Source organism: Pseudomonas sp. 10S5 (genome assembly GCF_035019745.1).
Lineage (GTDB): Bacteria > Pseudomonadota > Gammaproteobacteria > Pseudomonadales > Pseudomonadaceae > Aquipseudomonas.
On record NZ_JASJVL010000009.1, the window covers coordinates 26,772 to 47,914 of the forward strand.

At 53.6% G+C, this 21,143-nt stretch carries 17 protein-coding genes; 8 read left to right on the plus strand and 9 right to left on the minus strand.

Annotated features, from left to right (window positions below):
* Position 1: 1 nt before the first annotated feature.
* The 5 genes from QN378_RS11555 to QN378_RS11575 all read right to left on the minus strand — a co-directional run bounded on the left by QN378_RS11555 (position 2) and on the right by QN378_RS11575 (position 5,029).
* Positions 2 to 997, minus strand: a complete 996-nt coding sequence (locus QN378_RS11555) for a lysylphosphatidylglycerol synthase transmembrane domain-containing protein (RefSeq protein WP_322205281.1) — start codon at positions 995 to 997, stop codon at positions 2 to 4.
* Positions 994 to 1,764 carry a polysaccharide deacetylase family protein gene (locus tag QN378_RS11560; protein ID WP_323550782.1) on the minus strand — a complete coding sequence of 257 codons (771 nt, stop codon included), beginning with the start codon at positions 1,762 to 1,764 and terminating at the stop codon, positions 994 to 996. Before QN378_RS11560 ends, QN378_RS11555 begins: the two co-directional genes overlap by 4 nt.
* Positions 1,757 to 2,869 carry a glycosyltransferase family 1 protein gene (locus QN378_RS11565; RefSeq protein WP_323550784.1) on the minus strand — a complete coding sequence of 371 codons (1,113 nt, stop codon included), beginning with the start codon at positions 2,867 to 2,869 and terminating at the stop codon, positions 1,757 to 1,759. Before QN378_RS11565 ends, QN378_RS11560 begins: the two co-directional genes overlap by 8 nt.
* 252 nt (positions 2,870 to 3,121) lie before the next feature.
* A complete protein-coding gene (locus QN378_RS11570; protein ID WP_322205279.1) occupies positions 3,122 to 4,594 on the minus strand; it encodes an inorganic phosphate transporter in 1,473 nt (490 codons plus the stop codon).
* Positions 4,595 to 4,831: 237 nt separating this feature from the next.
* Positions 4,832 to 5,029 (minus strand): hypothetical protein, encoded by a 198-nt coding sequence (locus QN378_RS11575; protein WP_322205278.1) that lies wholly within the window; start codon positions 5,027 to 5,029, stop codon positions 4,832 to 4,834.
* A gap of 825 nt (positions 5,030 to 5,854) precedes the next feature.
* Here QN378_RS11575 and pcaR point away from each other — a divergent pair.
* The 6 genes from pcaR (at position 5,855) to pcaD (ending at position 12,017) form a co-directional block, all read left to right on the plus strand.
* The gene (gene pcaR / locus QN378_RS11580; protein ID WP_322205277.1) at positions 5,855 to 6,697 is read left to right on the plus strand and encodes a pca regulon transcriptional regulator PcaR; all 843 of its coding nucleotides are present in this window, start codon (positions 5,855 to 5,857) and stop codon (positions 6,695 to 6,697) included.
* A gap of 165 nt (positions 6,698 to 6,862) precedes the next feature.
* Positions 6,863 to 7,723, plus strand: coding sequence for a CoA transferase subunit A (locus QN378_RS11585; protein ID WP_322205276.1), 861 nt, complete (start codon positions 6,863 to 6,865; stop codon positions 7,721 to 7,723).
* On the plus strand, positions 7,720 to 8,499 hold the full coding sequence (locus QN378_RS11590) for a CoA-transferase subunit beta (protein WP_322205275.1): 780 nt from the start codon (positions 7,720 to 7,722) through the stop codon (positions 8,497 to 8,499). Before QN378_RS11585 ends, QN378_RS11590 begins: the two co-directional genes overlap by 4 nt.
* Entirely contained in the window at positions 8,499 to 9,701 is a 1,203-nt protein-coding gene (gene pcaF / locus QN378_RS11595) for a 3-oxoadipyl-CoA thiolase (protein ID WP_322205274.1), read from the plus strand. The genes QN378_RS11590 and pcaF overlap by 1 nt, the downstream gene beginning before the upstream one ends.
* Positions 9,702 to 9,839: 138 nt before the next feature.
* The gene (locus QN378_RS11600) at positions 9,840 to 11,153 is read left to right on the plus strand and encodes an MFS family transporter (RefSeq protein WP_322205273.1); all 1,314 of its coding nucleotides are present in this window, start codon (positions 9,840 to 9,842) and stop codon (positions 11,151 to 11,153) included.
* A 75-nt stretch (positions 11,154 to 11,228) separates the two neighbouring features.
* A complete protein-coding gene (gene pcaD / locus QN378_RS11605; protein WP_322205271.1) occupies positions 11,229 to 12,017 on the plus strand; it encodes a 3-oxoadipate enol-lactonase in 789 nt (262 codons plus the stop codon).
* Positions 12,018 to 12,193: 176 nt separating this feature from the next.
* Here pcaD and adeC read toward each other — a convergent pair whose 3' ends face one another.
* The 3 genes from adeC to QN378_RS11620 are packed head-to-tail and all read right to left on the minus strand — an operon-like array spanning position 12,194 to position 17,954.
* A complete protein-coding gene (gene adeC / locus QN378_RS11610) occupies positions 12,194 to 13,657 on the minus strand; it encodes an AdeC/AdeK/OprM family multidrug efflux complex outer membrane factor (protein ID WP_322205270.1) in 1,464 nt (487 codons plus the stop codon).
* Positions 13,654 to 16,791, minus strand: a complete 3,138-nt coding sequence (locus QN378_RS11615) for an efflux RND transporter permease subunit (RefSeq protein WP_323567459.1) — start codon at positions 16,789 to 16,791, stop codon at positions 13,654 to 13,656. Before QN378_RS11615 ends, adeC begins: the two co-directional genes overlap by 4 nt.
* A gap of 2 nt (positions 16,792 to 16,793) precedes the next feature.
* A complete protein-coding gene (locus QN378_RS11620; RefSeq protein WP_322205268.1) occupies positions 16,794 to 17,954 on the minus strand; it encodes an efflux RND transporter periplasmic adaptor subunit in 1,161 nt (386 codons plus the stop codon).
* 239 nt (positions 17,955 to 18,193) lie between these two features.
* Here QN378_RS11620 and QN378_RS11625 point away from each other — a divergent pair, with 239 nt between their 5' ends.
* Together QN378_RS11625 and QN378_RS11630 are read left to right on the plus strand one after the other, a co-directional pair.
* Complete coding sequence (locus tag QN378_RS11625) at positions 18,194 to 18,826, plus strand: TetR family transcriptional regulator (RefSeq protein ID WP_322205267.1); 633 nt, start codon at positions 18,194 to 18,196, stop codon at positions 18,824 to 18,826.
* Between the two features lie 387 nt (positions 18,827 to 19,213).
* Positions 19,214 to 20,344: a DUF3396 domain-containing protein gene (locus QN378_RS11630; protein WP_322205266.1), complete on the plus strand. Its 1,131-nt coding sequence runs from the start codon at positions 19,214 to 19,216 to the stop codon at positions 20,342 to 20,344.
* Here QN378_RS11630 and QN378_RS11635 read toward each other — a convergent pair.
* Positions 20,280 to 21,113 carry a hypothetical protein gene (locus QN378_RS11635; RefSeq protein ID WP_323551062.1) on the minus strand — a complete coding sequence of 278 codons (834 nt, stop codon included), beginning with the start codon at positions 21,111 to 21,113 and terminating at the stop codon, positions 20,280 to 20,282. The two genes, QN378_RS11630 and QN378_RS11635, sit on opposite strands and share 65 nt — an antisense overlap.
* Between the last annotated feature and the right edge of the window lie 30 nt (positions 21,114 to 21,143).

Sequence of the window (21,143 nt, forward strand, 5' to 3'; positions counted from 1 at the left end):
GTCAAGCATCTCTAACACGCAGCAATTTATTGATCAGTGGCCGGCTGATGAGCAGAAAAAATACTGGGCCACCAGCGATGAGATAAAAGTAATAAGTCACGATGCGCCAGACGACGATCGCCGCAGCCGCAGTGGAATTACCGACCATTGGAGTTAGAAGTGCGGCGGAGGTTAATTCAGCTGCGCCCGCACCGCCTGGCAGTAAGCTCAACTGCCCGGCACTCAGTGAGAGCATTTGGATCAGAAAGCTCCAGGCCCATTGAACATCTGTCCCCAGTCCGCGCAACGCCAGATACAGTACGCTGTAGCGTAATCCCCAATGCAGGCAAGTCAGGAGGAATACCAGCGCCAGTCTTTTTTTTGGCATTTTCAGGGTCTCGGCCAACGCGTCACGAAAATGCAGCAGCTTTCGCGCCCAGCGACGTCGGGTCAGCGATTTGGTGCTTAGGCGCTTGAGTAAAAGACCGTTGAACTTGATGATGTGGCGATAATAATGGGCCAAGCCAATACACGCGCAAAGCCCGACCAGCATCAGTGCGGCACTGAGGCCGAGCATCCATTCCAGCTTCTGGCTTAGCGTATGAAACAACGCATAAAAAAGCATGCCCACCAGCGCGCACAGAAAAAACAGCAAATCGCTGAGTTGATCGGTGGCAAATACTGCACTGCTTTTCGCAGAACCTATGCCGTTTCGCGAAAGGAGTGCCATCAAGGTCAGCGGTCCACCGCTACCTCCTGGGGTAGCGCAAATCGCAAATTCGGTAGACATGACGACGCCTATGCTTTTCATTGGGGTTATTTCTCTAGCCTGATTGCCTAGAAGAAGACGCAAGCGCAGCGCGTTTAGCACCCAGCACAGCAAAATCATGCCGAACATGGCAAGTAACAAACCCAGTGGAAAATCCCTCAGACGCTGGATAGTTTCACTGCCTCCCAGCACCAGCGGTACTAAGATAGCCGCAAGCAATGCGGCGAGCAGCAAGACGGCGCGTTTCACGCTATGGACCTTGGGGCATTGTGGTGCGTGGCTATCCAGTCAGCTTTAGTCATTGGCGTGCGGCCCCCGTCAATCAACCGTTGCAGCAGTTTTAGCCAGTAATTCCGGGAAAAGGGGTGGCGCATGTCGACTGGGTGCAGTCCAAGCCGGATCACTTGAGCCTTCTGGAACATAATTTCTAGCCGATCACTAACCAGTTTCGATACACCTCGCCGCCACGCGCTGCGAGCGCTCCAGACCATCCCTGGCGCTGCAATCTCGGAAAAGTCAGGCAGTTGAAAAAGATTTTGTGAGTCGCTGGTGTAGGAAAAATGCATTGCACGCAAGGCTTCCCGTGTCCCGTCACTCATTAACCAAGCCGGTGCAACGAATCCGTGAAGTGGCCAACCAAGACGCTCAAAAAGCTCAACGCCGGCTTTTAATCGAGCGAGAGCGTGATCGTGATCAAGCGCATAAAACTCGCCTTCCCATGTAAGAATACGGCGCATGAAATACTCACGCGGCGTCTTTGGGGGTGGACTATCGTCACAGTGGTAGTAACCGTGCAGCGCCAGTTCGTCGCCACGAGCCACGCGACTTTCCAACACCCGCTGAAAATGAAGGTCAATACCCAGAGGGTTGCGCTTGTGGAAGTCCGGAACCACTAGCCACGTCATAGGTATGCTACCCAGAGCATCGATGGCTTCAACGAACGGTTGATAGTCGGACCAAGTCTCGGGTGCCACGTCGTGCAACACCACAAGCACTGCGGGATGGGTGTCAGACATGGACAAGTGCCGGTGATCGAGTGCCGAGCACCGCTTGATAATGTTGGAGCAGTCCCGAGACCACTGTGTCCCAGGCATATTGCTGTTCAACGTAGCTGCGCGCTTTAGCGCCTATTTGTGCGCTGTCGTGGCTAAACAACTCTTGTACAGCGCTAGCCATCGCAGCAGCGTGGTTAGGTTGACAGAGTATGCCGCACGTTTCGGGAACAATTTCAGTGAACGCGCCGGCAGCCACCGCCACCACCGGAATACCGCTTGCCATCGCTTCAAGGATAACCAATCCAAAGGTTTCCTGATCCCCAGCGTGCAACAGCGCGTCGGAACTGGCCAGAAGGCGAGCGACTTCACTGGCTGGACGGAAATGATCAATCACCGATACGTTCTGTGGAACCACCGCTGGCATGTGTGAGCCGACCAGTAGCAAATGATACTTGCTCCCCAGTTGCCTCATGCAATCCAGTAGTACAGGCACATTTTTTTCACGTGAGCCTCTGCCCGCAAAGATCAATAGGCGCGTGTCCTCGGAAAGTCCCAATTCAACCTTCAGGCTGGGATCACGCAATGTTGGCGAGAAGGTCAAGAGATCCACGCCCAATGGTTGAACGTGGACATTTTGTACGCCCAAATTTATTAATTTATTGGCCATAACTCTGCTAGGGGCAAGTACCCGATCAAAGTTGCTGTACAGCTTACTAACGTACGCTTCGACATTGGTCCCGATCCAACTGCCAATGCGGTTGCTGACGAGCAGTGGCAAATCGGAATGGTAAAAGCCGATGACAGGCACATCTAATTGGCGGCGTGCGTCAAGTGCAGCCCATGCCGTTAGATAGGGGTCTCCAACTTCAATCAGATCTGGTTGTAAATCTTGCAGGACGTTTCGCCATGGTGCTAGGCGAAGCGGAAATCGGTATCCATTGCCGAACGGTACTGCGGGCGCGGGCACTTTATAAATCCCGTCTTTATGGCTTAGGCTGGGACCTGGAATAAGGAGGCTATGACGAACTCCCGGATAGCGTCCCAAGCGCCGATGTTTAGCATCTAGATAAGTGCGCACGCCACCGCTGGCAGGGGCGTAGAACATAGTCATGTCAGCGATATGCACGGTGATTATCCCTCCGTTTTGTCGTCGTCCATTAGGTTGACCACTGTCAGGAATAGATGTTCGGTTCATAAAGAAAGATCCTGAGGCCCGGTCTTGAGGCTTTTAATCCGCCATAAGGATTAGGGGAGTAGATTGCTGGCCGGGAGAGCTGGCGCAGATTTTTTGCGGGGGGTGGAAAGAACTAAGCTGAAGGCGATGCTTTTAGGGTCATCTGCCCCCGGGTCGCGGGGGCAGAGATCCAATGGAAGTGAGTCAGGTCAACGCTTTAGACGCAAGCCAGAACAAACCTGCGGAAAGGGCGACAGTTGCTGGAAGAGTCAGAACCCATGCCAATAGAATGTTCCTTACGGTGCCGCCTTGCAGGCCGCTTTTGTTAGCGACCATAGTTCCGGCGACGCCCGACGACAGAATATGAGTGGTCGAAACCGGAAGCGCCCAAATGTTTGCCAGGCCGATGGCTAGGGTTGTAGTGATTTGCGCGGACATGCCTTGAGCATAGGTCATCCCCTGTTTGCCTATTTTCTCGCCGATAGTCAGCACCACACGTTTCCAGCCGATCATCGTGCCGAGGCCTAGCGCCAGAGCGACCGCAAGAATCACCCAAAACGGCGCGTATTCAGTCGTAACGGTCAGGTCTTTGCGAAGCTTCTCCAGATCTGCTTTTTCACGCGCCGGCAGTTCCGGCATCTTGCTAACTTTTCTGGCGGTGTCATCCATGCACAGCAGATAACGACGAACTTCAATGCGGTTCTCAGCCGAGAGGGCGTGGTAGTCAGTGACACCTTTAAGGGTGTCCAACAACGCGTTAATTGTCGGCTCACTTTGCTCTGGGTTGCAGCTGGAGCTAACCGGCAGATCGCCGTCCTTCGATTTGCCCAGTGCTAGAAATTCACCTAACGTCGCGTTGTTACGCTGATAGAACTGGCTCAGATGCAACGTGGCATCGCGGGTGCGTTCTATCTGGTAGGTCGTGCTGCTTAGGTCGAGCACGAATTGAGCCGGTACGATACCGATCAATACGAGCATGATCAGACCAATCCCTTTCTGTCCGTCATTGGAACCATGCACAAAACTGACGGCCATGGCGGAAACTACCAATACAAGGCGATTCCAGAACGGAGGATGCTTTTTGTCGTCAAGTTTGCGACGTTGATCGGGCGTTTTGTGCATCTTCGACAGCGGACGCCACCACTTCAAACTTACCAGCAATAAGGCTGAAACGAAGAAGCCAGCCACTGGCGAGAAGACCAGCGAGGAACCAATATCGATTACTTTTTGCCAGTTAATACCGTCAGCTAGCGGAATGTTATTGATGATCGCATTTGCTAGGCCTACACCGAGAATTGAACCGATCAAGGTGTGTGAGCTGGAGGCCGGTATTCCAAAATACCAAGTACCGAGGTTCCAGGTGATGGCCGCTGCGAGCAATGAGAACACCATGGCCAGACCGTGCCCGGCATTTACGTTGATCAGTAATTCGACAGGCAGTAAGTGGACAATGGCATACGCCACGCCAACACCGCCCAGCAATACACCAAGAAAGTTGAACGCGCCGGACAGGAAAACCGCCAGGTGCGGCGCCATGGCTTTGGTATAAATGACTGTCGCGACTGCGTTAGCAGTGTCATGAAAGCCGTTAATGAACTCGAAGGTGAGAACGAAGGCCAGAGCGAGCAGCAAGCTCACAACTACCCAAGCGTCCAGTCCGCTGAAAAAATCGATCATGAAGGTTTTATGACTGTGCCGTAAGGGGGCGCGATTATGCCAGAAAACCCTAAAAATCGATGCACCTGATGCTCATCGCTTACATTCTTAAATAAAATCGATAAGTACAGCTACCGCCTGACAGGCTATCGGAAAGATAGCTGAACGTTTTTACATGCACTGGACAATAAGCCGGGCACTGCGCCGACATAATAGGGCAGCACCGTAACCCACCAAGACTGACTTGGGTCTAAATAGCTAGGGTTCTTCTTTAAGGTCTTTTTCCATTTTATGCAGTTCTTGCTGGAAAGCTTGATCGAGAAGGCTGGCTCTTTTGCGCCAAGGCTTACGTTCCGGCTCTGGTTGTGCGGCGTAGGTGGTGACTGCCCCGCCGTATACATCCTTGTAACGTTGTTCCTGGCGCTCAAGTTCCGCGCGCAGTTCGTCTTTCGTCACAGTTTTACCTAATAAAGTAGAATTTATTCTGGTGAAAACGCAGAGCTTGGAAAGTTGTTACACAAGATATATCCGGTCCACAGGGCTATTAAACGGCGTAGTCCTTGCCCGGTAATTGTGTAAGCACTTTCTGTAGCTGCACGCGGCTACGGGCACCAGAAAGAACAGCTGTCGTAGCGACAGTTACGAGTTGCAAGCGCGTTGGCTAACAAAATTCGACATCTGCTTGCGAACCGAATCTTGCGCAAACATGGGCAGGGTTCAGATGGATTCACGCTTAGCGCGGAAAATGCACAATCGCTGCAGGGCATAATAGCCAGTCGAATGACGGATACTATCTCCAAGATAAGGGGCGACGTCAACTCTATGTGCACGTTGGGTACGAGACGTCATTTATTTGTGCGGCATTTCTTTGTATGGCAGTTCCCGGCTCCTCTATTTGCAGTATCGATGGAACTTTATAATTGAACGTCGACTTTTGTTCAGATGGTGGCCGTCAGGCGTTGATGATTTATGACTTCGCTCACCACAAAGGGCCATAAAGAAACCGAACATCGAACGGGGTGTGATGGGATATGACGCAAAAAGTAAAACGGCCTCGCTTCGTGGGCGAGGCCGTGCCTAGGGACTTCTCGTGGGTACCTGACCAGTATTTCCAAGAAGTCACTTTGGTGGCCCGTGAAAGGTATAAGGATATTGTGAGCGGGTCAATTGCGATTATCGGCCGTTGGTTCGATAATCGCACAACGGTAAAAGAGTAGACGCAAAAAAAGGCCCCAAAGGCTATCAAACCTGCCTCCAACGGCCATAAAAGCGGTGTTTAGCATGAATGACCAATTACGAAATTCTTTTGCTTCGCTGGCACCGCCCATCGTTGCATCTCCTGCCAAACGAATTCAGGCGCTCACGGGCGATCCTGACTTTATGACGTCTTTGGCCCGAGGACTGGCGGTGGTTCATGCCTTTCAAGAGCGAAAGCGCCAATTGACTATCGCCCAAATCAGCCACCGCACGGAAATTCCTCGCGCCGCTGTGCGCCGTTGCCTGCACACCTTGATTAAGCTCGGGTATGCAACCTGCGATGGTCGTGTCTATTCGTTGCTGCCTAAAGTGTTGACCCTGGGGCATGCCTATTTATCGTCCACACCGCTGGCTATTTCGGCGCAACCTTATCTGGATTGCATGAGTGATCAGCTCCACGAAGCCTGCAACATGGCCACCCTCGAAGGCGACGACATTCTTTATATCGCTCGCTCGGCGACGACCCAACGATTGATCTCGGTGGATTTATCGGTAGGCGGGCGTTTGCCGGCTTATTGCACGTCTATGGGCCGGATTTTGCTAGCTGCGATGGACGACGCGTCGTTGCAGGAGTATCTCGATCATGTCGATTTACAACCCAAAACCAGTCGTACAGTGTCCACTCCTGAAGCGCTGTTGGAATGTCTGCAGCAGGTTCGCCAACAAGGTTGGTGCATCGTTGATCAGGAATTGGAGCAGGGGCTGCGTTCGATAGCAGTCCCGGTGTATGACGCTTCGGGGCAGGTATTGGCTGCGCTTAACGTCAGCACCAGCGCTGGACGAGTAGTGCGTCGCGATCTGGAACAGCGTTTTTTGCCAATTATGCTTGATGCGAGCCGAGACCTGAGTACTCAGCTGTTTACTTGACCGCATGTTTCAACGTCGATCTCTCCCCACAAGCTGGGCGATCAGCGAACACTTAGTCGATTATCGGATTGTTAGCACCCTTGCGTCAGCATAACCTGATGCGAAATCCAGCGCCGTTGTTTTGCGCTATGTAAGTGGTGTGATGTTGAGTTAAGGAGTACTTCCATGGCAGAAATTCTGTCTTTGCACGATGCCGTGAAGCAATTCATCAACGATGGCGACATTGTAGCGCTGGAAGGATTCACTCATCTGATTCCCAGCGCGGCCGGTCATGAAATTATTCGTCAGGGCAAGAAAGCTCTAACGTTGGTTCGCATGACACCCGACCTGATATACGACCAGTTGATCGGCGCCGGTTGTGCGAAAAAACTGATCTTCTCGTGGGGCGGTAATCCAGGTGTCGGTTCTCTGCATCGACTACGAGACGCGGTCGAGAAACAATGGCCACATGAGCTTGAGATTGAGGAGCACAGCCACGCCGACCTTGCTAACGCCTATGTTGCGGGCGCCTCCGGTCTGCCGTTTGCAGTGCTCCGAGCTTATGCTGGATCGGATTTGCCGAAGGTGAATCGTTATATCAAAACCGTGACCTGCCCCTTTACCGGTGAGGTATTGGCGGCAGTTCCGGCGGTGCGTCCTGACGTCACTGTGATTCACGCGCAGAAGGCCGACCGCAAAGGAAACGTGCTGCTGTGGGGCATTCTCGGCGTGCAAAAAGAAGCGGCGTTGGCGGCCAAGCGCTGCATCGTCACCGTCGAAGAGATCGTCGACAACCTGAATGCGCCAATGAACGCTTGCGTATTACCCACTTGGGCCTTGAGCGCGGTGTGTCTGGTACCGGGAGGTGCGCATCCGTCCTACGCGCATGGTTACTACGAGCGGGATAATCGTTTCTACCAAGCGTGGGACGCCATTGCTCGAGACCGTGAAAGCTTTAGTGCGTGGATCGCTGATTACATTCATGGCACCGCTGACTTCGATGAATTCAAAGCCCGGTTGGCCGGTGCACCAGGGACAAAGTCATGACTTACACGACCAATGAAATGATGACTGTCGCTGCGGCCCGTCGATTGAGAAATGGTTCAGTATGCTTCGTGGGTATTGGTCTGCCGTCCAAGGCGGCAAACCTGGCCCGGCTTACTTCTGCGCCAGACGTTGTACTGATTTATGAGTCCGGCCCGATTGGCGCCAAGCCCAGCGTTCTGCCGTTGTCGATCGGTGACGGGGAATTGGCGGAAACCGCTGATACCGTCGTCTCCACAAGCGAGATTTTTCGTTATTGGCTGCAAGGCGGCCGAGTCGACGTCGGTTTTCTAGGCGCGGCTCAAGTCGACCGCTTCGGCAACATCAACACCACGGTGGTCGGCGACTATTACCATCCGAAAGTACGCTTGCCGGGAGCGGGCGGGGCACCGGAGATTGCCGGTTCGGCGAAATCGGTGTTGATCATTCTCAAACAGTCGGCACGAGCGTTCGTTAACAAGCTCGACTTCATCACCTCTGTCGGTCACGGCGAAGGTGGTGATTCGCGCAAAAAACTGGGGCTGCCGGGCGCCGGCCCCGTCGGCATCATTACTGACCTGTGCATCATGGAGCCCGAACTTGTTACCCATGAATTCGTGGTCACCACGCTGCACCCAGGCGTCACCCGGGAGCAGGTGATTGCAGCCACCGGTTGGGACGTGCGCTTTGCCCAGAGCGTCGTAATTTCTGATGTTCCTTCCAACGTCGAATTAACCGCCCTGCGTGATCTGGAGGCGCGAACCGCTGCCGCTCATGGCCAGACGCCGGGAGAAGCATAATGCGTGACGTTTATATTTGTGATGCGATTCGTACGCCCATCGGCCGATTCGGCGGGGGCCTTGCAACGGTGCGTGCTGACAATTTAGCCGCTGTACCGATCAAGGCGCTGATGGAGCGCAACCCATCTGTGGACTGGCGACAGGTTGATGAAGTGTTTTTCGGTTGTGCTAACCAAGCCGGCGAAGATAACCGCAACGTGGCGCGAATGGCTGCTTTGCTGGCGGGCTTGCCGGAGAGTGTTCCTGGCGTCACGCTTAACCGACTTTGCGCGTCTGGGATGGACGCTGTTGGCAGTGCGTTCCGAGCCATCGCCAGCGGTGAGATGGAGCTTGCGATTGCGGGCGGTGTCGAGTCGATGTCCAGGGCGCCCTTCGTCATGGGCAAAGCGGATGCGGCGTTCTCTCGTGACATGAAATTGGAAGACACCACGATTGGCTGGCGCTTTATCAATCCGCTAATGAAGGCTCGATACGGTGTCGACTCAATGCCACAGACCGGCGATAACGTGGCCGAGGATTTCGCAATCTCCCGCGCCGATCAAGACGCCTTCGCGTTACGCAGCCAGCAAAAAGCAGCTATCGCTCAGGCGGCGGGGTTTTTCGACGAAGAAATAGTGCCGGTGCGTATCGTCCATAAAAAAGGTGAAACGGTTGTGTCGCAGGATGAGCATCCTCGTGCCGATACCAGCCTTGAAAGGTTGGGCAAACTCAACCCCATCAATGGCGCTGACAAAACCGTTACGGCGGGTAATGCATCTGGCGTTAACGATGGCGCGGCAGCAATGATTCTGGCCTCTGCCGACGCAGTAAAAAAACACGGATTAACCGCACGTGCCCGTGTCTTGGGCATGGCCAGCGCGGCAGTCGCCCCTCGGGTTATGGGCATTGGCCCGGTGCCCGCTGTTCGCAAATTGGTCGAGCGTCTAGGGCTGTCAGTTACCGATTTCGATGTCATAGAACTCAACGAGGCGTTCGCCAGCCAAGGGCTGGCGGTGTTACGTGAATTGGGCATTGCCGACGACGCACCGCACGTTAATCCAAACGGCGGAGCTATTGCGTTGGGTCATCCACTGGGCATGAGCGGCGCGCGCCTAGTGCTGACAGCGCTACATCAGCTGGAAAAAACCGGCGGCCATAAAGCCCTTGCAACGATGTGTGTGGGGGTCGGCCAAGGGCTGGCGCTAGCCATCGAGCGCGTCTGACTACTGCCTCGGCGAACATCCAAAATCTGGCCTGCTTCAATTAAGGAGCAACTAGTTCTGGATGAATGTGTTTTGGGGCGTGGGTCGGTAACAGAATATGTCTAGAATGGGGCCGTGACCCCTCAGAGTGAGCTACTAATGACAATAACAACTACAGCTATACCCGAGCCTGCACATTACACCCCGGAAGAACGCAAAAAGCGGATCTTCGCCATCGTCGGTGCCTCTTCGGGCAACCTGGTTGAGTGGTTCGATTTCTACGTGTATGCCTTTTGCGCGATCTATTTTGCGCCTGCGTTTTTCCCTTCTGACGATCCGACTGTTCAACTGCTCAACACAGCAGGTGTGTTTGCTGCGGGCTTCTTGATGCGTCCGATTGGTGGCTGGTTGTTTGGTCGAGTGGCCGACAAGCATGGCCGCAAAAACTCGATGATGATTTCAGTACTGATGATGTGTGGTGGTTCGTTGGTCATTGCCTGCCTGCCAACCTATGCCTCGATTGGCGCTTGGGCACCCGCGCTGTTGTTGGTGGCTCGGCTGTTTCAAGGCTTGTCCGTCGGCGGTGAGTACGGCACTACGGCGACCTACATGAGCGAAATTGCCCTTAGAGGGCAGCGTGGCTTTTTCGGATCATTCCAGTATGTAACTCTGATTGGCGGCCAATTGTTGGCGGTGTTGACGGTGGTGATCCTGCAACAGTTCCTCGACTCTAGTGAGCTGAAGGCTTACGGCTGGCGAATTCCGTTTGTGATTGGTGCCATTGCTGCATTGATTTCATTGTTCTTGCGCCGCTCGCTTAAAGAAACCAGCAGCGCAGAAATGCGTAATGATAAAGATGCCGGCAGTATCTCGGCCTTGTTTCGCGATCATAAAGCAGCATTCATTACCGTACTGGGCTACACGGCCGGTGGCTCGCTGATTTTCTACACCTTTACCACGTACATGCAGAAATACCTGGTGAACACGGGCGGCATGACCCCGAAAACCGCCAGCTACATCATGACCTGTGTGTTGTTCCTCTATATGTGCATGCAACCATTGTTCGGCATGTTAGCGGACAAAATCGGCCGTCGTAATTCGATGTTATGGTTCGGTGCGCTCGGCACCCTATGCACTGTACCGATCCTGATGACCCTGAAAACCACCACCAATCCATTCATAGCCTTCTTGCTGATTACCTTTGCGCTGGCGATTGTCAGCTTCTATACCTCGATCAGTGGCCTGGTGAAAGCGGAGATGTTTCCGCCAAAAATTCGTGCGTTAGGTGTTGGGCTTGCTTATGCAGTCGCTAATGCTATTTTCGGCGGCTCAGCGGAATTTGTCGCGCTTTCACTGAAAAATCAGGGCATGGAGAGCAACTTTTATTGGTACGTGACGGTCATGATGGCGGTCGCATTTCTGTTCAGCTTGCGACTGCCTAAACAGCCGGTGTATCTGCATCACGACCATTGATCTATCTGCGCGCGCTCGTCCGGGCGCGCGTCATTAAGACACTGGGTTCTAACGAAGTGTCCGAGGGAGGCCGCTATGGGATTTTTACAACTCGCCGACGGTGATTTGCATTACCAACTCGAAGGTCCAGAAGGCGCACCGGTACTGGTGTTATCCAATTCCTTGGGCACAAATCTGCAGATGTGGGACACCCAGATGCCAACCTTCATCAAGTACTTTCGGGTGCTGCGCTACGACACCCGTGGGCACGGACGCTCGCTGGTCACCCCCGGGCCCTACAGCATCAGGCAATTAGCTATTGATGTGTTGACGTTGCTCGACGGACTGTCGATCCCCCAAGCGCATTTTTGCGGCATATCCATGGGCGGGCTGATCGGGCAGTGGCTGGGGATTCATGCCAACGAACGCTTGCGCAAACTTGTGCTGTGCAATACCGCCGCGAAAATTGGCGGCCCGCAGATGTGGGAATCGCGCATTGCAACCATACAGCGTGATGGCGGATCGGCCATGGCCGCCTTGCGTGACGAGTCCGTCGCACGCTGGTTTACCCCGGGATTTGAGGATGCCTACCCGGAAAAGGTAACGCCCATCACCGACATGCTCGCTGCCTCCTCGCCGGAAGGTTATGTCGCTTGCTGCGCTGCTGTGCGTGACGCGGATTTCAGTGATCAGTTAGGTTCGATCAGCGCGCCGACATTGGTGATCTCAGGCATCCTGGACCCGGTAACGCCACCTGCAGGCGGGCGATTTCTCAACGAGCACATTCCGTACTCTTTGCTCGAAGAAGTTCACGCAGCGCATCTTTCCAACATCGAAGCGGGGGATGTGTTCACCAGTCATGTACGGGAGTTTTTGTTAGGTTGAGTTTCAAGATTGATCCGGGTGCAATTAGTACCGCGGTTTTTGCGGCAACAGCGCTGAGGGTTCCTGACTCAATGCCCCATTCGGTAATTCCGCGCCCGCCGGTTACCGAATCGGCATAACGGGTTCAGGATGAAAAAAAACCCACCAAACGGTGGGTTTTTTATGCGCAGTCGAAACTAGAAGAGTCTGGTTTCTGGAACGTCGCCTGTAGTGGGTTTGTTTTGGTTAGCGGTTTGTTCGTACCAACCGCCACCTAAGGCTTTGTACAGATTAACTTCGCTGGTCAGCTGCGAGAGACGGTCACTGATCAACGATTGCTGCGCAGAAAACAACTGGCGCTGGGCATCAAGGAACGTCAGGTTGCTGTCGATACCGATGCGATAACGACGTTCAGCCAAACGGTAGTAGTCCCGGTTAGCGGTGACCAGATCGCGTTGTGCTTGAAGTTGCTCGTTGTAGGTTTGGCGTGATGCCAAGCCGTCAGAGACTTCTTGGAACGCTGTCTGAATCGTTTTCTCGTAGTTGGCGACGCCAATGTCTTTTTGAATCTTCGAGTAGTCCAAGCTTGCACGTAGACTGCCTGCGTTGAATATAGGCAGGCTGATTTGCGGCTGGAACAACCAAGTACCCGACCCACCCTTGAACAGACCCGACAAGTCCGCGCTGCCAGTACCGGCGCTGGCCGTCAGGCTGATGCTTGGGAAGAACGCTGCTCTTGCCGCGCCGATATTAGCGTTGGCCGCTTTGAGCTGATGTTCCGCCTCAAGGATGTCGGGGCGACGCTGCAACAAGTCCGACGGTAAGCCTGCTGGCATTTGCGCAAGAATATCGCTAGCGAGGGGTTGGTTCGCTGGCAGATTGGCGGGCAACCCGGTACCCAATAGCAGCGTCAGGCTGTTCACATCTTGCGCAACCAGACGTTGATATTGCGCAAGCTTGACACGAGCGCCTTCGACTGAAGTGCGCGATTGCGCCAAGTCGAGCGCCGACGATACTCCGACTTCGCTAGTGCGCAAGGTAAGCTTATAGCTCTGCTCGAACGCCTTAAGTGTGTCTTGAGTCAGCTTGAGTTGTTCCTGGTCAGCAACCCAGGTCAGGTAGGCGTTGGCTACGTTGGCCACCAAGCTGATCTGCGTGCTACGGCGGGCTTCCTCACTGGAAAAATACGTCTCAAGTGCTTGCTGACTAAGGCTGCGAATGCGACCAAACAGATCCAGTTCGTAAGCGCTGAGGCCCAACGTTGCTGAATACTGACCGCCTACAGCAGCTGTTCCGGTCCTTGATAAATCTGCAGGAGTTCGCGTACGAGAGGCGCTTCCGTCGGCCGAAATCGCCGGATATAGGTCTGCGCGCTGAATGCGATATTGCGCGCGATAACCGTCTATGTTCAGCGCCGCGACACGCAGATCACGGTTATTGACCAGTGCAGTCTGGATCAGTTGTTGCAGAGCCTGATCCTTAAAGAACTGCCGCCAGCCTTGTTCGGCCGCTGCGACATTTGCTGATTCATTTGGCGAATAGGCAGCACCCTGCGGGTATTGCGCCGCGACAGGTACTGCAGGCTGCATGTAATTAGGAATCAACGAGCAGCCGCTAAGAATGAACGCAGTGACTGCCAGCGAGATCAAGGACTTGCTCATTGGCTCGCCTCATCGTGTGGAATTTTTTTCGGTTTGCTCTTGAACAGCGACGATACCGAAACGAAGAACAGGGGCACCCAAAAAATCGCCAGAACAGTCGCCGTGATCATCCCTCCGATAACCCCTGTACCGATCGAGTGCTGACTGCCGGAGCCTGCGCCTGTGGAGATCGCCAACGGGACCACGCCGAGGATGAACGCTGCAGAGGTCATCACAATCGGTCGTAGACGCATCCGGCAGGCTTCGATCGCGGCCTCGGTATAGCTCTTACCTTGTTCATGCAATTCCTTTGCGAACTCGACGATCAAAATGGCGTTTTTCGCCGATAGACCTACCGTTACCAACAAGCCCACCTGGAAGAACACGTCGTTGGACAACCCTCGCAAGCTGGTGGCCATCAACGCACCGATAACCCCCAATGGCACCACGAGCATGACGGCGATCGGAATCGACCAGCTTTCATACAGGGCCGCTAGACACAGAAACACAATCAACAGCGAAAGTGCGTACAGCGCCGGCGCCTGGGAACCAGACAAGCGTTCTTCATACGACAGACCGGTCCAGGAATAGCCGATACCTGCCGGAAGTTGCTTGGCCAGACGTTCAACCTCATCCATGGCTTGGCCGGTGCTGTAACCCGGTGCCGGAGTACCGAGTATTTCTTCAGCCGTTACACCGTTATAGCGCGACAGTTTGGGTGAGCCGTAAACCCAGCTTCCCGAGGCGAAGGAGGCAAAAGGAACCATGGTGCCGGTCGCGCTGCGTACGTACCACTTCTTCAAATCTTCAGGCGTCATCCGCGCGCTGGCCTCGCCCATAATGAACACTTTCTTGACTCGGCCGCGGTCGATGAAGTCATTGATGTAGCTGCCACCGAGTGCAACCGACAACGTAGTGTTTATGTTCGTCATCGTCACGCCCAAGGCGTTAGCGCGTTCGTCGTCAATCACCAATTGGTATTGCGGCTCATCGTTCAAACCGTTGGGCCGGACACCTGCCAGGATTTTGCTCTTGGCCGCCAGACCGAGGAACTGTCCGCGTGCTTCCATTAATTTGGTATGGCCCACGCCGCCCTGGTCCTGGAGATAGAAGTCGAAGCCGGTCGCGTTCCCCAGTTCAAGAACCGATGGAGGAACGACGGCGAAGGTCATCGAGTCCCGGAAGCTGAAGAAGTGTGCCTGAGCACGCTTGGCCAGTTCGAACACAGTGTTTGCGGACCCTGGACGCTCATTCCAAGGCTTCAACAGGATAAATGCCAAGCCGGAGCTTTGACCGCGGCCGGCAAAGTTGAAGCCGTTGACGGTGAACACCGATTGCACCGATGACGATTCGGAGTCGAGCAAGTAGGAGCGCATTTTGTCGAGAACGACCTGAGTACGTTCTGCCGTCGAGCCTGCCGGGGTCTGAACTTGGGCGAAAATGACCCCTTGGTCTTCTTCAGGGAGGAATGCGCTCGGGATGCGGGTGAACATCCAGATCATGCCAGCGAAAATTAGCGCATAGACCAAAAACGCCGGAATCTTGTGCTTGATCATATTGCCGACACCGCGCTCGTAACTGAGCACGCCGCGGTCGAAGGTGCGATTGAACCAACCGAAGAAGCCGCGTTTAGGCTTACCGTGTTTCTCTGGGTCGATCGGCTTAAGCATGGTTGCGCACAGTGCCGGGGTGAAGATCAGTGCGACCATTACCGAGAGCGCCATGGCGGACACAATGGTGATCGAGAACTGCCGATAGATCACACCGGTAGAGCCGCCAAAGAATGCCATCGGCAGCAGAACCGCCGACAACACCATCGCGATACCCACCAATGCACCCTGGATTTGGCCCATGGATTTTACGGTGGCGTCCCTGGGCGAGAGATGCTCCTCGGCCATTACGCGCTCAACGTTTTCGACCACCACAATCGCATCGTCCACCAGCAAGCCGATGGCCAACACCACGCCGAACATCGTCAGGGTGTTGATGGTGAAACCGGCGGCTGCAAGGATACCGAATGTTCCCAGCAGCACGACCGGGATGGTCATGGTGGTAATGAGCGTGGCGCGCAAGTTCTGCAGGAACAGGAACATCACCAGGAACACCAGGACGATCGCCTCAATCAAGGTGTGAACAACCCCGTTAATCGATTCGGTGATCACTGGCGTGGTGTCATACGGATAAACCGCGCGCATGCCTGGCGGGAAGAACGGTTCGAGCTGAGCAACCGTTGCCCGGATCGCTTTAGAAGTATCCAGTGCGTTGGCACCCGTTGCCAGTTTGATGGCCAGACCAGAAGCAGGTTTTCCGTTGAATTGCGCGCTGACGCTGTAGTTTTCTCCGCCAAGGGCGACATCGGCAACATCGCTCAACCGAACCTGGGAACCATCGAGGTTGACTTTGAGCAGGATGTTCTTGAACTGCTCAGCGGTTTGCAGACGGGTTTTGCCGATGATCGTAGCGTTTAGTTGCTGACCGGGGAGTGCTGGAAGGCCGCCGATTTGCCCCGACGAAATCTGCACGTTCTGCGCCGCAACTGCCGCTGATACATCCACCGGCGTAAGTTTGAAGTTGTTTAGTTTAGCCGGGTCAAGCCAGATACGCATCGCGTACTGGGCACCGAAAACCTGGAAGTCACCGACCCCGGAGGTCCGCGAAATAGGGTCCTGCATATTGGAAACAATGTAATTGGCCAGGTCGTCCCTGGTCATACTGCCGTCGTCAGAGACCAAGCCTATAACAAGCAGAAAGTTTCTCACGGCCTTGGTTACACGAATACCCTGTTGCTGCACTTCTTGTGGAAGCAAGGGCGTCGCCAGGTTCAACTTGTTCTGCACCTGAACTTGAGCGATGTCCGGGTTGGTGCCCTGGTTGAATGTCGCGGTGATGGTCATGCTGCCGTCAGAGTTACTCTCTGAGCCGACATAACGTAGATTATCAATACCGTTGAGCTGCTGTTCGATTACCTGAACCACGGTGTCTTGCACGGTTTGCGCAGAGGCGCCTGGGTAAGTTACCGAAATCGCGATCGCGGGTGGTGCAATGGCTGGGTATTGGTTGATCGGCAGTTTGGCAATGGCCAATGCCCCGATCAACATGATCATCAGGGCGATCACCCATGCGAAAATTGGTCGGTCGATAAAAAATTTCGACATGATTACTCCCCTTTACTGCTCGCGGCTTTATCAGTGGCCGGTGCAGGTGCCGGGTTAGCAGGGGCGACGTTAGTTGCCTCAGTTGCTTTGACTTCCACGCCAGGCTTGACGTACTGAAGGCCTTCGGTAATTACTCGATCACCCACTTTAAGGCCACTGTCAATCAACCACTGGCTGCCCGCAGTCGTCGAGGCCGTGAGCTGACGCAGTTCAACTTTGTTGTCCGCGTTAACGATCAGCGCTGTTGGGGAGCCTTTTAAATCACGGGTTATGCCCTGTTGTGGTACCAGAATGGCTGCCGAGTTTATGCCCGCCTGCAATTGTGCATGGACGAACATACCCGGCAGCAATGTGTGTTTGGGGTTAGGGAACTTGGCGCGCAGGGTTACGGAACCAGTGGTCTGGTCGACCGATACTTCTGAGAATTCCAGTTTGCCTTCAAGTGGGTAGGCGCTGTTGTCTTCCAGAGTCAATTTGACCTTGGCAGCGTTATCACCGGCTTTCTGCAATTTGCCGCTATCCAGTTGACGACGCAGTGCCAGCAGGTCTGCGGACGACTGGGTAACATCGACGTAGATCGGGTCAAGTTGTTGAATCACCGCCATGGCATTGGTCTGGGCATTGTTAACCAACGCACCTTCAGTCACGGCAGAGCGACCAATGCGACCCGAAATAGGTGCAAGTACCTTGGTGTAGCGCAGGTTAATTTCGGCGGTTTGCAAGGCTGCCTGGGCTTCAAGGCTGCTGGCCCGCGCCGTGTCGAATTCTTGACGGCTTACAGCTTGCTCGTTGACCAACTGCTTGTAGCGATCAGACAACGACTTGGCCGACTGTAAAGTCGCCTTGGCGCTGGTAGCTGTAGCTTCGTAGATAGCTGGATCGATCTGGTAGAGCTGATCACCTGCTTTGACGTCGCCGCCTTCAGTGAACAATCGCTTGAGAATGATGCCATTGACTTGGGGACGAACTTCGGCGATGCGAAACGCAGTCGTTCGCCCCGGAAGATCGGTTGTCTGGGTGTAAGTCTGAGTTTTCACGGTAACTACGCCGACCTGAGGAGGGGGTGGGGCAGGCGCCGCCTCTTGCTTTTGATTACATCCGCTCAGCAGTGATGCCAACGCGATTGCAGCCACCAGAACGGAAACAGCTGGCTTGAAATGCATGAAGATCCTCGGGTCAGGAGCGTAAGTAGCTCGAGAAAGTGAAAAAAGGTTTCGGCTAGATAATTAGGTTGCTAATGAATATACTTACGTTCATGGTTGTTTGTAAATACCCGTCCTGAGTTGTCTGATAGGGCGAGCTGGAAATTGTAGGCCCGGGACAAGGCAATACAAAGGCTGCCCGGTAAGGTCTTTCGCTCAGAGCTATAGGCCAAAGATAAATTAATTGAGGTTTTACTGCCATGGTCCGACGCACGAAAGAAGAAGCTCAGGAAACGCGGAGCCAAATTCTGGAAGCTGCCGAGAAAGCCTTTTATGAGCGAGGCGTAGCCCGCACCACGTTGGCCGATGTAGCAGCCCTTGCAGGTGTGACGCGAGGCGCTATCTACTGGCACTTCAGTAACAAAGCCGATCTGGTTCAAGCAATGCTTGACAGCTTGCATGAGCCCCTCGAAGAAATGGCCCGCGCCAGCGAAAGTGAAGATGAAGTAGACCCGCTGGGCTGCATGCGCAAGCTTCTGATAAATTTGTTTCAGCAAGTTGCGCTTGATCCGAAAACTCGTCGCATCAATGAAATTTTGTTTCATAAATGTGAATTTACCGATGAAATGTGTGATTTGCGTCGTCAGCGGCAAATTGCCGCGCTTGAATGTAACGACCGTATGGGCCTCGCTTTAACTAACGCCGTGCGTAAGGGCCAAATGCCAGCTGCATTGAATACGGTCCGTGCATCGATCTGTCTGCATGCCTATGTTGATGGCATTCTTGGTCAGTGGTTACTAATCCCGGACAGCTATAACCTGAGTAAAGATGCCGAGGTGCTGGTCGACACCGGCTTGGACTTGCTGCGGCTGAGTCCTGCCCTGCGCGGCTGACCATATGGGTTAGGGCGCTATCGGAATGAATATAATTGGATAGCACCTCGCCTGTACTTATAGCGTTGTACTCCTCATTTTAATAGTTGATTTGCAAAGTACTAACGTCTCGTTTTTGAGGCGTCGGTCCGTCGCTGTTGTTAATGCTTTGGTTTGGTTCTTGATGTTTTTCTAACTTTGCCCTACGGATATCGAAGGCCGCCCCTCGCAAGGTTGTTGAGGCGGGACCAATGAATGCTTCGAAAGTCTGCGTAAATTTGTGCCCTGCGAGTAGGACGATTCTTTATCGATGTAGCTGATTTCCCAAACTAATTTCGGTGTATTGCCCCCTTTTTAAAGACCGTTCAGTCTCCGCAGTCAGAAAATAAATGATTGTGGGGACCGGGTATGTCGGAAAAGACCTTGGATGACGTGAAGGCTTTGAATAGGCTGGCTGATCAGGCAGAAAATTTCGCGTTAAACTCAATTCAGGGTCTACCGATCGTTCGGCTTGGGTTGATTGCCACGCTGTACTTCAAGCGCGGGGACACGGCGGAAATCAAGTCACGTGTAACTGACTGTTTTAGCAGATTTCGTAAAGAATTCAGGTGTTATTTAAGCTGCCAGCTCTACAAAAAACAGCGCAAGCTGACTGCCAGTAGCTTTGCGTACTGCCGTAACAAAATACTTGAAAGTTCGCCAGATGATCAATTTGTGTGGTCTATCGGCAGTGCCACCTTGCAGCAGGTAGCTCAATATCGACTATTTGTAATGAATACCCCTCGCAGCCAATCTTCAATAGACCGCTCGTGTTTGAAGATGGTATTGCCATGGTCAATCCTGCTTGAGCCCGATGGCGCTCGACGTTACCAAGAATGGCTCAAGTATTTGTGCAATCAAGTGCGTGCTGAGCATGGCTACGGTGGCTTAGCCTGTACGCTTCCCTATGACGGTCAGCAATATTTTTCGCAGGAGTTCTTATTGGCAAAACAGTACATCGGCTTAATAGTTGATCCTTCGCCCCACATAGAAAGTTTAAGACTGCTGGACCATATCAAGGGCGTGAGTTGGTACACGGTGCTGGGAAGTCGATTTGTCAGTCAGCTGGGTGGGAACGACGCGTTAAGACGTCGGCTGAGTGGTCGCAGCGACATTGTTTTCCAGTCATACGATGACGGTCTGATTATTCGTGCGGGGCAATTACCGAGCTTGGGCGGATCGGATGGAGAAACGCCAGCTGCTTATGTCGAAATTAATAAAGCCGTCAAACCGATTCGTGTGCGAGCTACAGGGTGTCTTCATCCTTATTCAATTTTGGGCGAAACCTTCGGAGAAGCGGCTTCTATCGCTTGGCACGCTCGGTTCGATGAGCAGCCGCCGGCACCACTGGATGCTGGCGAAACCTGTACGCACACGGGCTATTGGTCAAGTAATGCTAAGGCACGTTCGCGGGGTTTATTTCATACGGGCGACATCATGCCAACTTTTCCACACTTGAAAGGGCGGACTCAATGGTTTTGGGTGGGAGCGGCTGAATGAGCGTTCGCTCCGCGATTGGCGAGTTAGGGGTGGCATTGCCGAAGTATTTCGTCATCCAAGGATCCCAAGTTGCTTCTTCGGTATTGGGATACCCATTGTCTTCTGCTTCTTTCAAGAACCTGAGTAACTGCTCTCTATCACCGTCGGGGTACATCGAGCGTTCAACGTCAGATTGCGCATCGCAGAAAGCGATGATCGCTTTATAAGGAATACCGTCGCGGTTGCTGTTTCTGGTCATGTATTCGAAGTCTTTTCTCTGCTGCGTGCGTGACGCCAAGTAGCGTTCGGCAGGGGTATGGTTGCCGGTTTCATCGTAGAGGATGTCGCATAATTCCTCTCTCGAAAGTGAGTCATAAGGGTTGCCGATTTCGGTACGGGTGGTATGTGAAATAAAAAGAAAAGAAGCGACTTGCTCCGCTTGTGCCAGCCTATCGTGGGAGGTGTCCAACGGTTTTTGCATCAGCAGCGGTGATGTTTGTCCTTGACTGTTTACTTGATTGATAAACCCGACTTTCCAGCTCGACGCTCCGTGGGTGCGATGCCAGATAGCTTGAAGTTCGGACTTCGATCGCGGTGTGTTTACTGCTGATTGTTCGTGGCGGTACAACCCGTGGGCTTCAGGTGAAAGGGTTACTGACGCAGTGTTATCACTGCTGGAATTTTGCCCTGAGGATGTTTGCGTGGCTGATTCGTAACTTGGCTGATCCCCCCGAGTAACGGTGGTTGGAATGATGAATGTTGGAATATTTGAACTAACTGGCATCGACATGAAAAAGCTCCCTGCTGGATAACGCTCGCC

Excerpts from the sequence above, each read along its gene's own strand:
- QN378_RS11560 (WP_323550782.1), bottom strand. The coding sequence starts at position 1,764 with ATGTCTGACACCCATCCCGCAGTGCTTGTGGTGTTGCACGACGTGGCA.
- QN378_RS11570 (WP_322205279.1), bottom strand. The coding sequence starts at position 4,594 with ATGATCGATTTTTTCAGCGGACTGGACGCTTGGGTAGTTGTGAGCTTG.
- pcaR (WP_322205277.1), top strand. The coding sequence starts at position 5,855 with ATGAATGACCAATTACGAAATTCTTTTGCTTCGCTGGCACCGCCCATC.
- QN378_RS11585 (WP_322205276.1), top strand. The coding sequence starts at position 6,863 with ATGGCAGAAATTCTGTCTTTGCACGATGCCGTGAAGCAATTCATCAAC.
- QN378_RS11590 (WP_322205275.1), top strand. The coding sequence starts at position 7,720 with ATGACTTACACGACCAATGAAATGATGACTGTCGCTGCGGCCCGTCGA.
- pcaF (WP_322205274.1), top strand. The coding sequence starts at position 8,499 with ATGCGTGACGTTTATATTTGTGATGCGATTCGTACGCCCATCGGCCGA.
- QN378_RS11600 (WP_322205273.1), top strand. The coding sequence starts at position 9,840 with ATGACAATAACAACTACAGCTATACCCGAGCCTGCACATTACACCCCG.
- pcaD (WP_322205271.1), top strand. The coding sequence starts at position 11,229 with ATGGGATTTTTACAACTCGCCGACGGTGATTTGCATTACCAACTCGAA.
- adeC (WP_322205270.1), bottom strand. The coding sequence starts at position 13,657 with ATGAGCAAGTCCTTGATCTCGCTGGCAGTCACTGCGTTCATTCTTAGC.
- QN378_RS11615 (WP_323567459.1), bottom strand. The coding sequence starts at position 16,791 with ATGTCGAAATTTTTTATCGACCGACCAATTTTCGCATGGGTGATCGCC.
- QN378_RS11620 (WP_322205268.1), bottom strand. The coding sequence starts at position 17,954 with ATGCATTTCAAGCCAGCTGTTTCCGTTCTGGTGGCTGCAATCGCGTTG.
- QN378_RS11625 (WP_322205267.1), top strand. The coding sequence starts at position 18,194 with ATGGTCCGACGCACGAAAGAAGAAGCTCAGGAAACGCGGAGCCAAATT.
- QN378_RS11630 (WP_322205266.1), top strand. The coding sequence starts at position 19,214 with ATGTCGGAAAAGACCTTGGATGACGTGAAGGCTTTGAATAGGCTGGCT.
- QN378_RS11635 (WP_323551062.1), bottom strand. The coding sequence starts at position 21,113 with ATGTCGATGCCAGTTAGTTCAAATATTCCAACATTCATCATTCCAACC.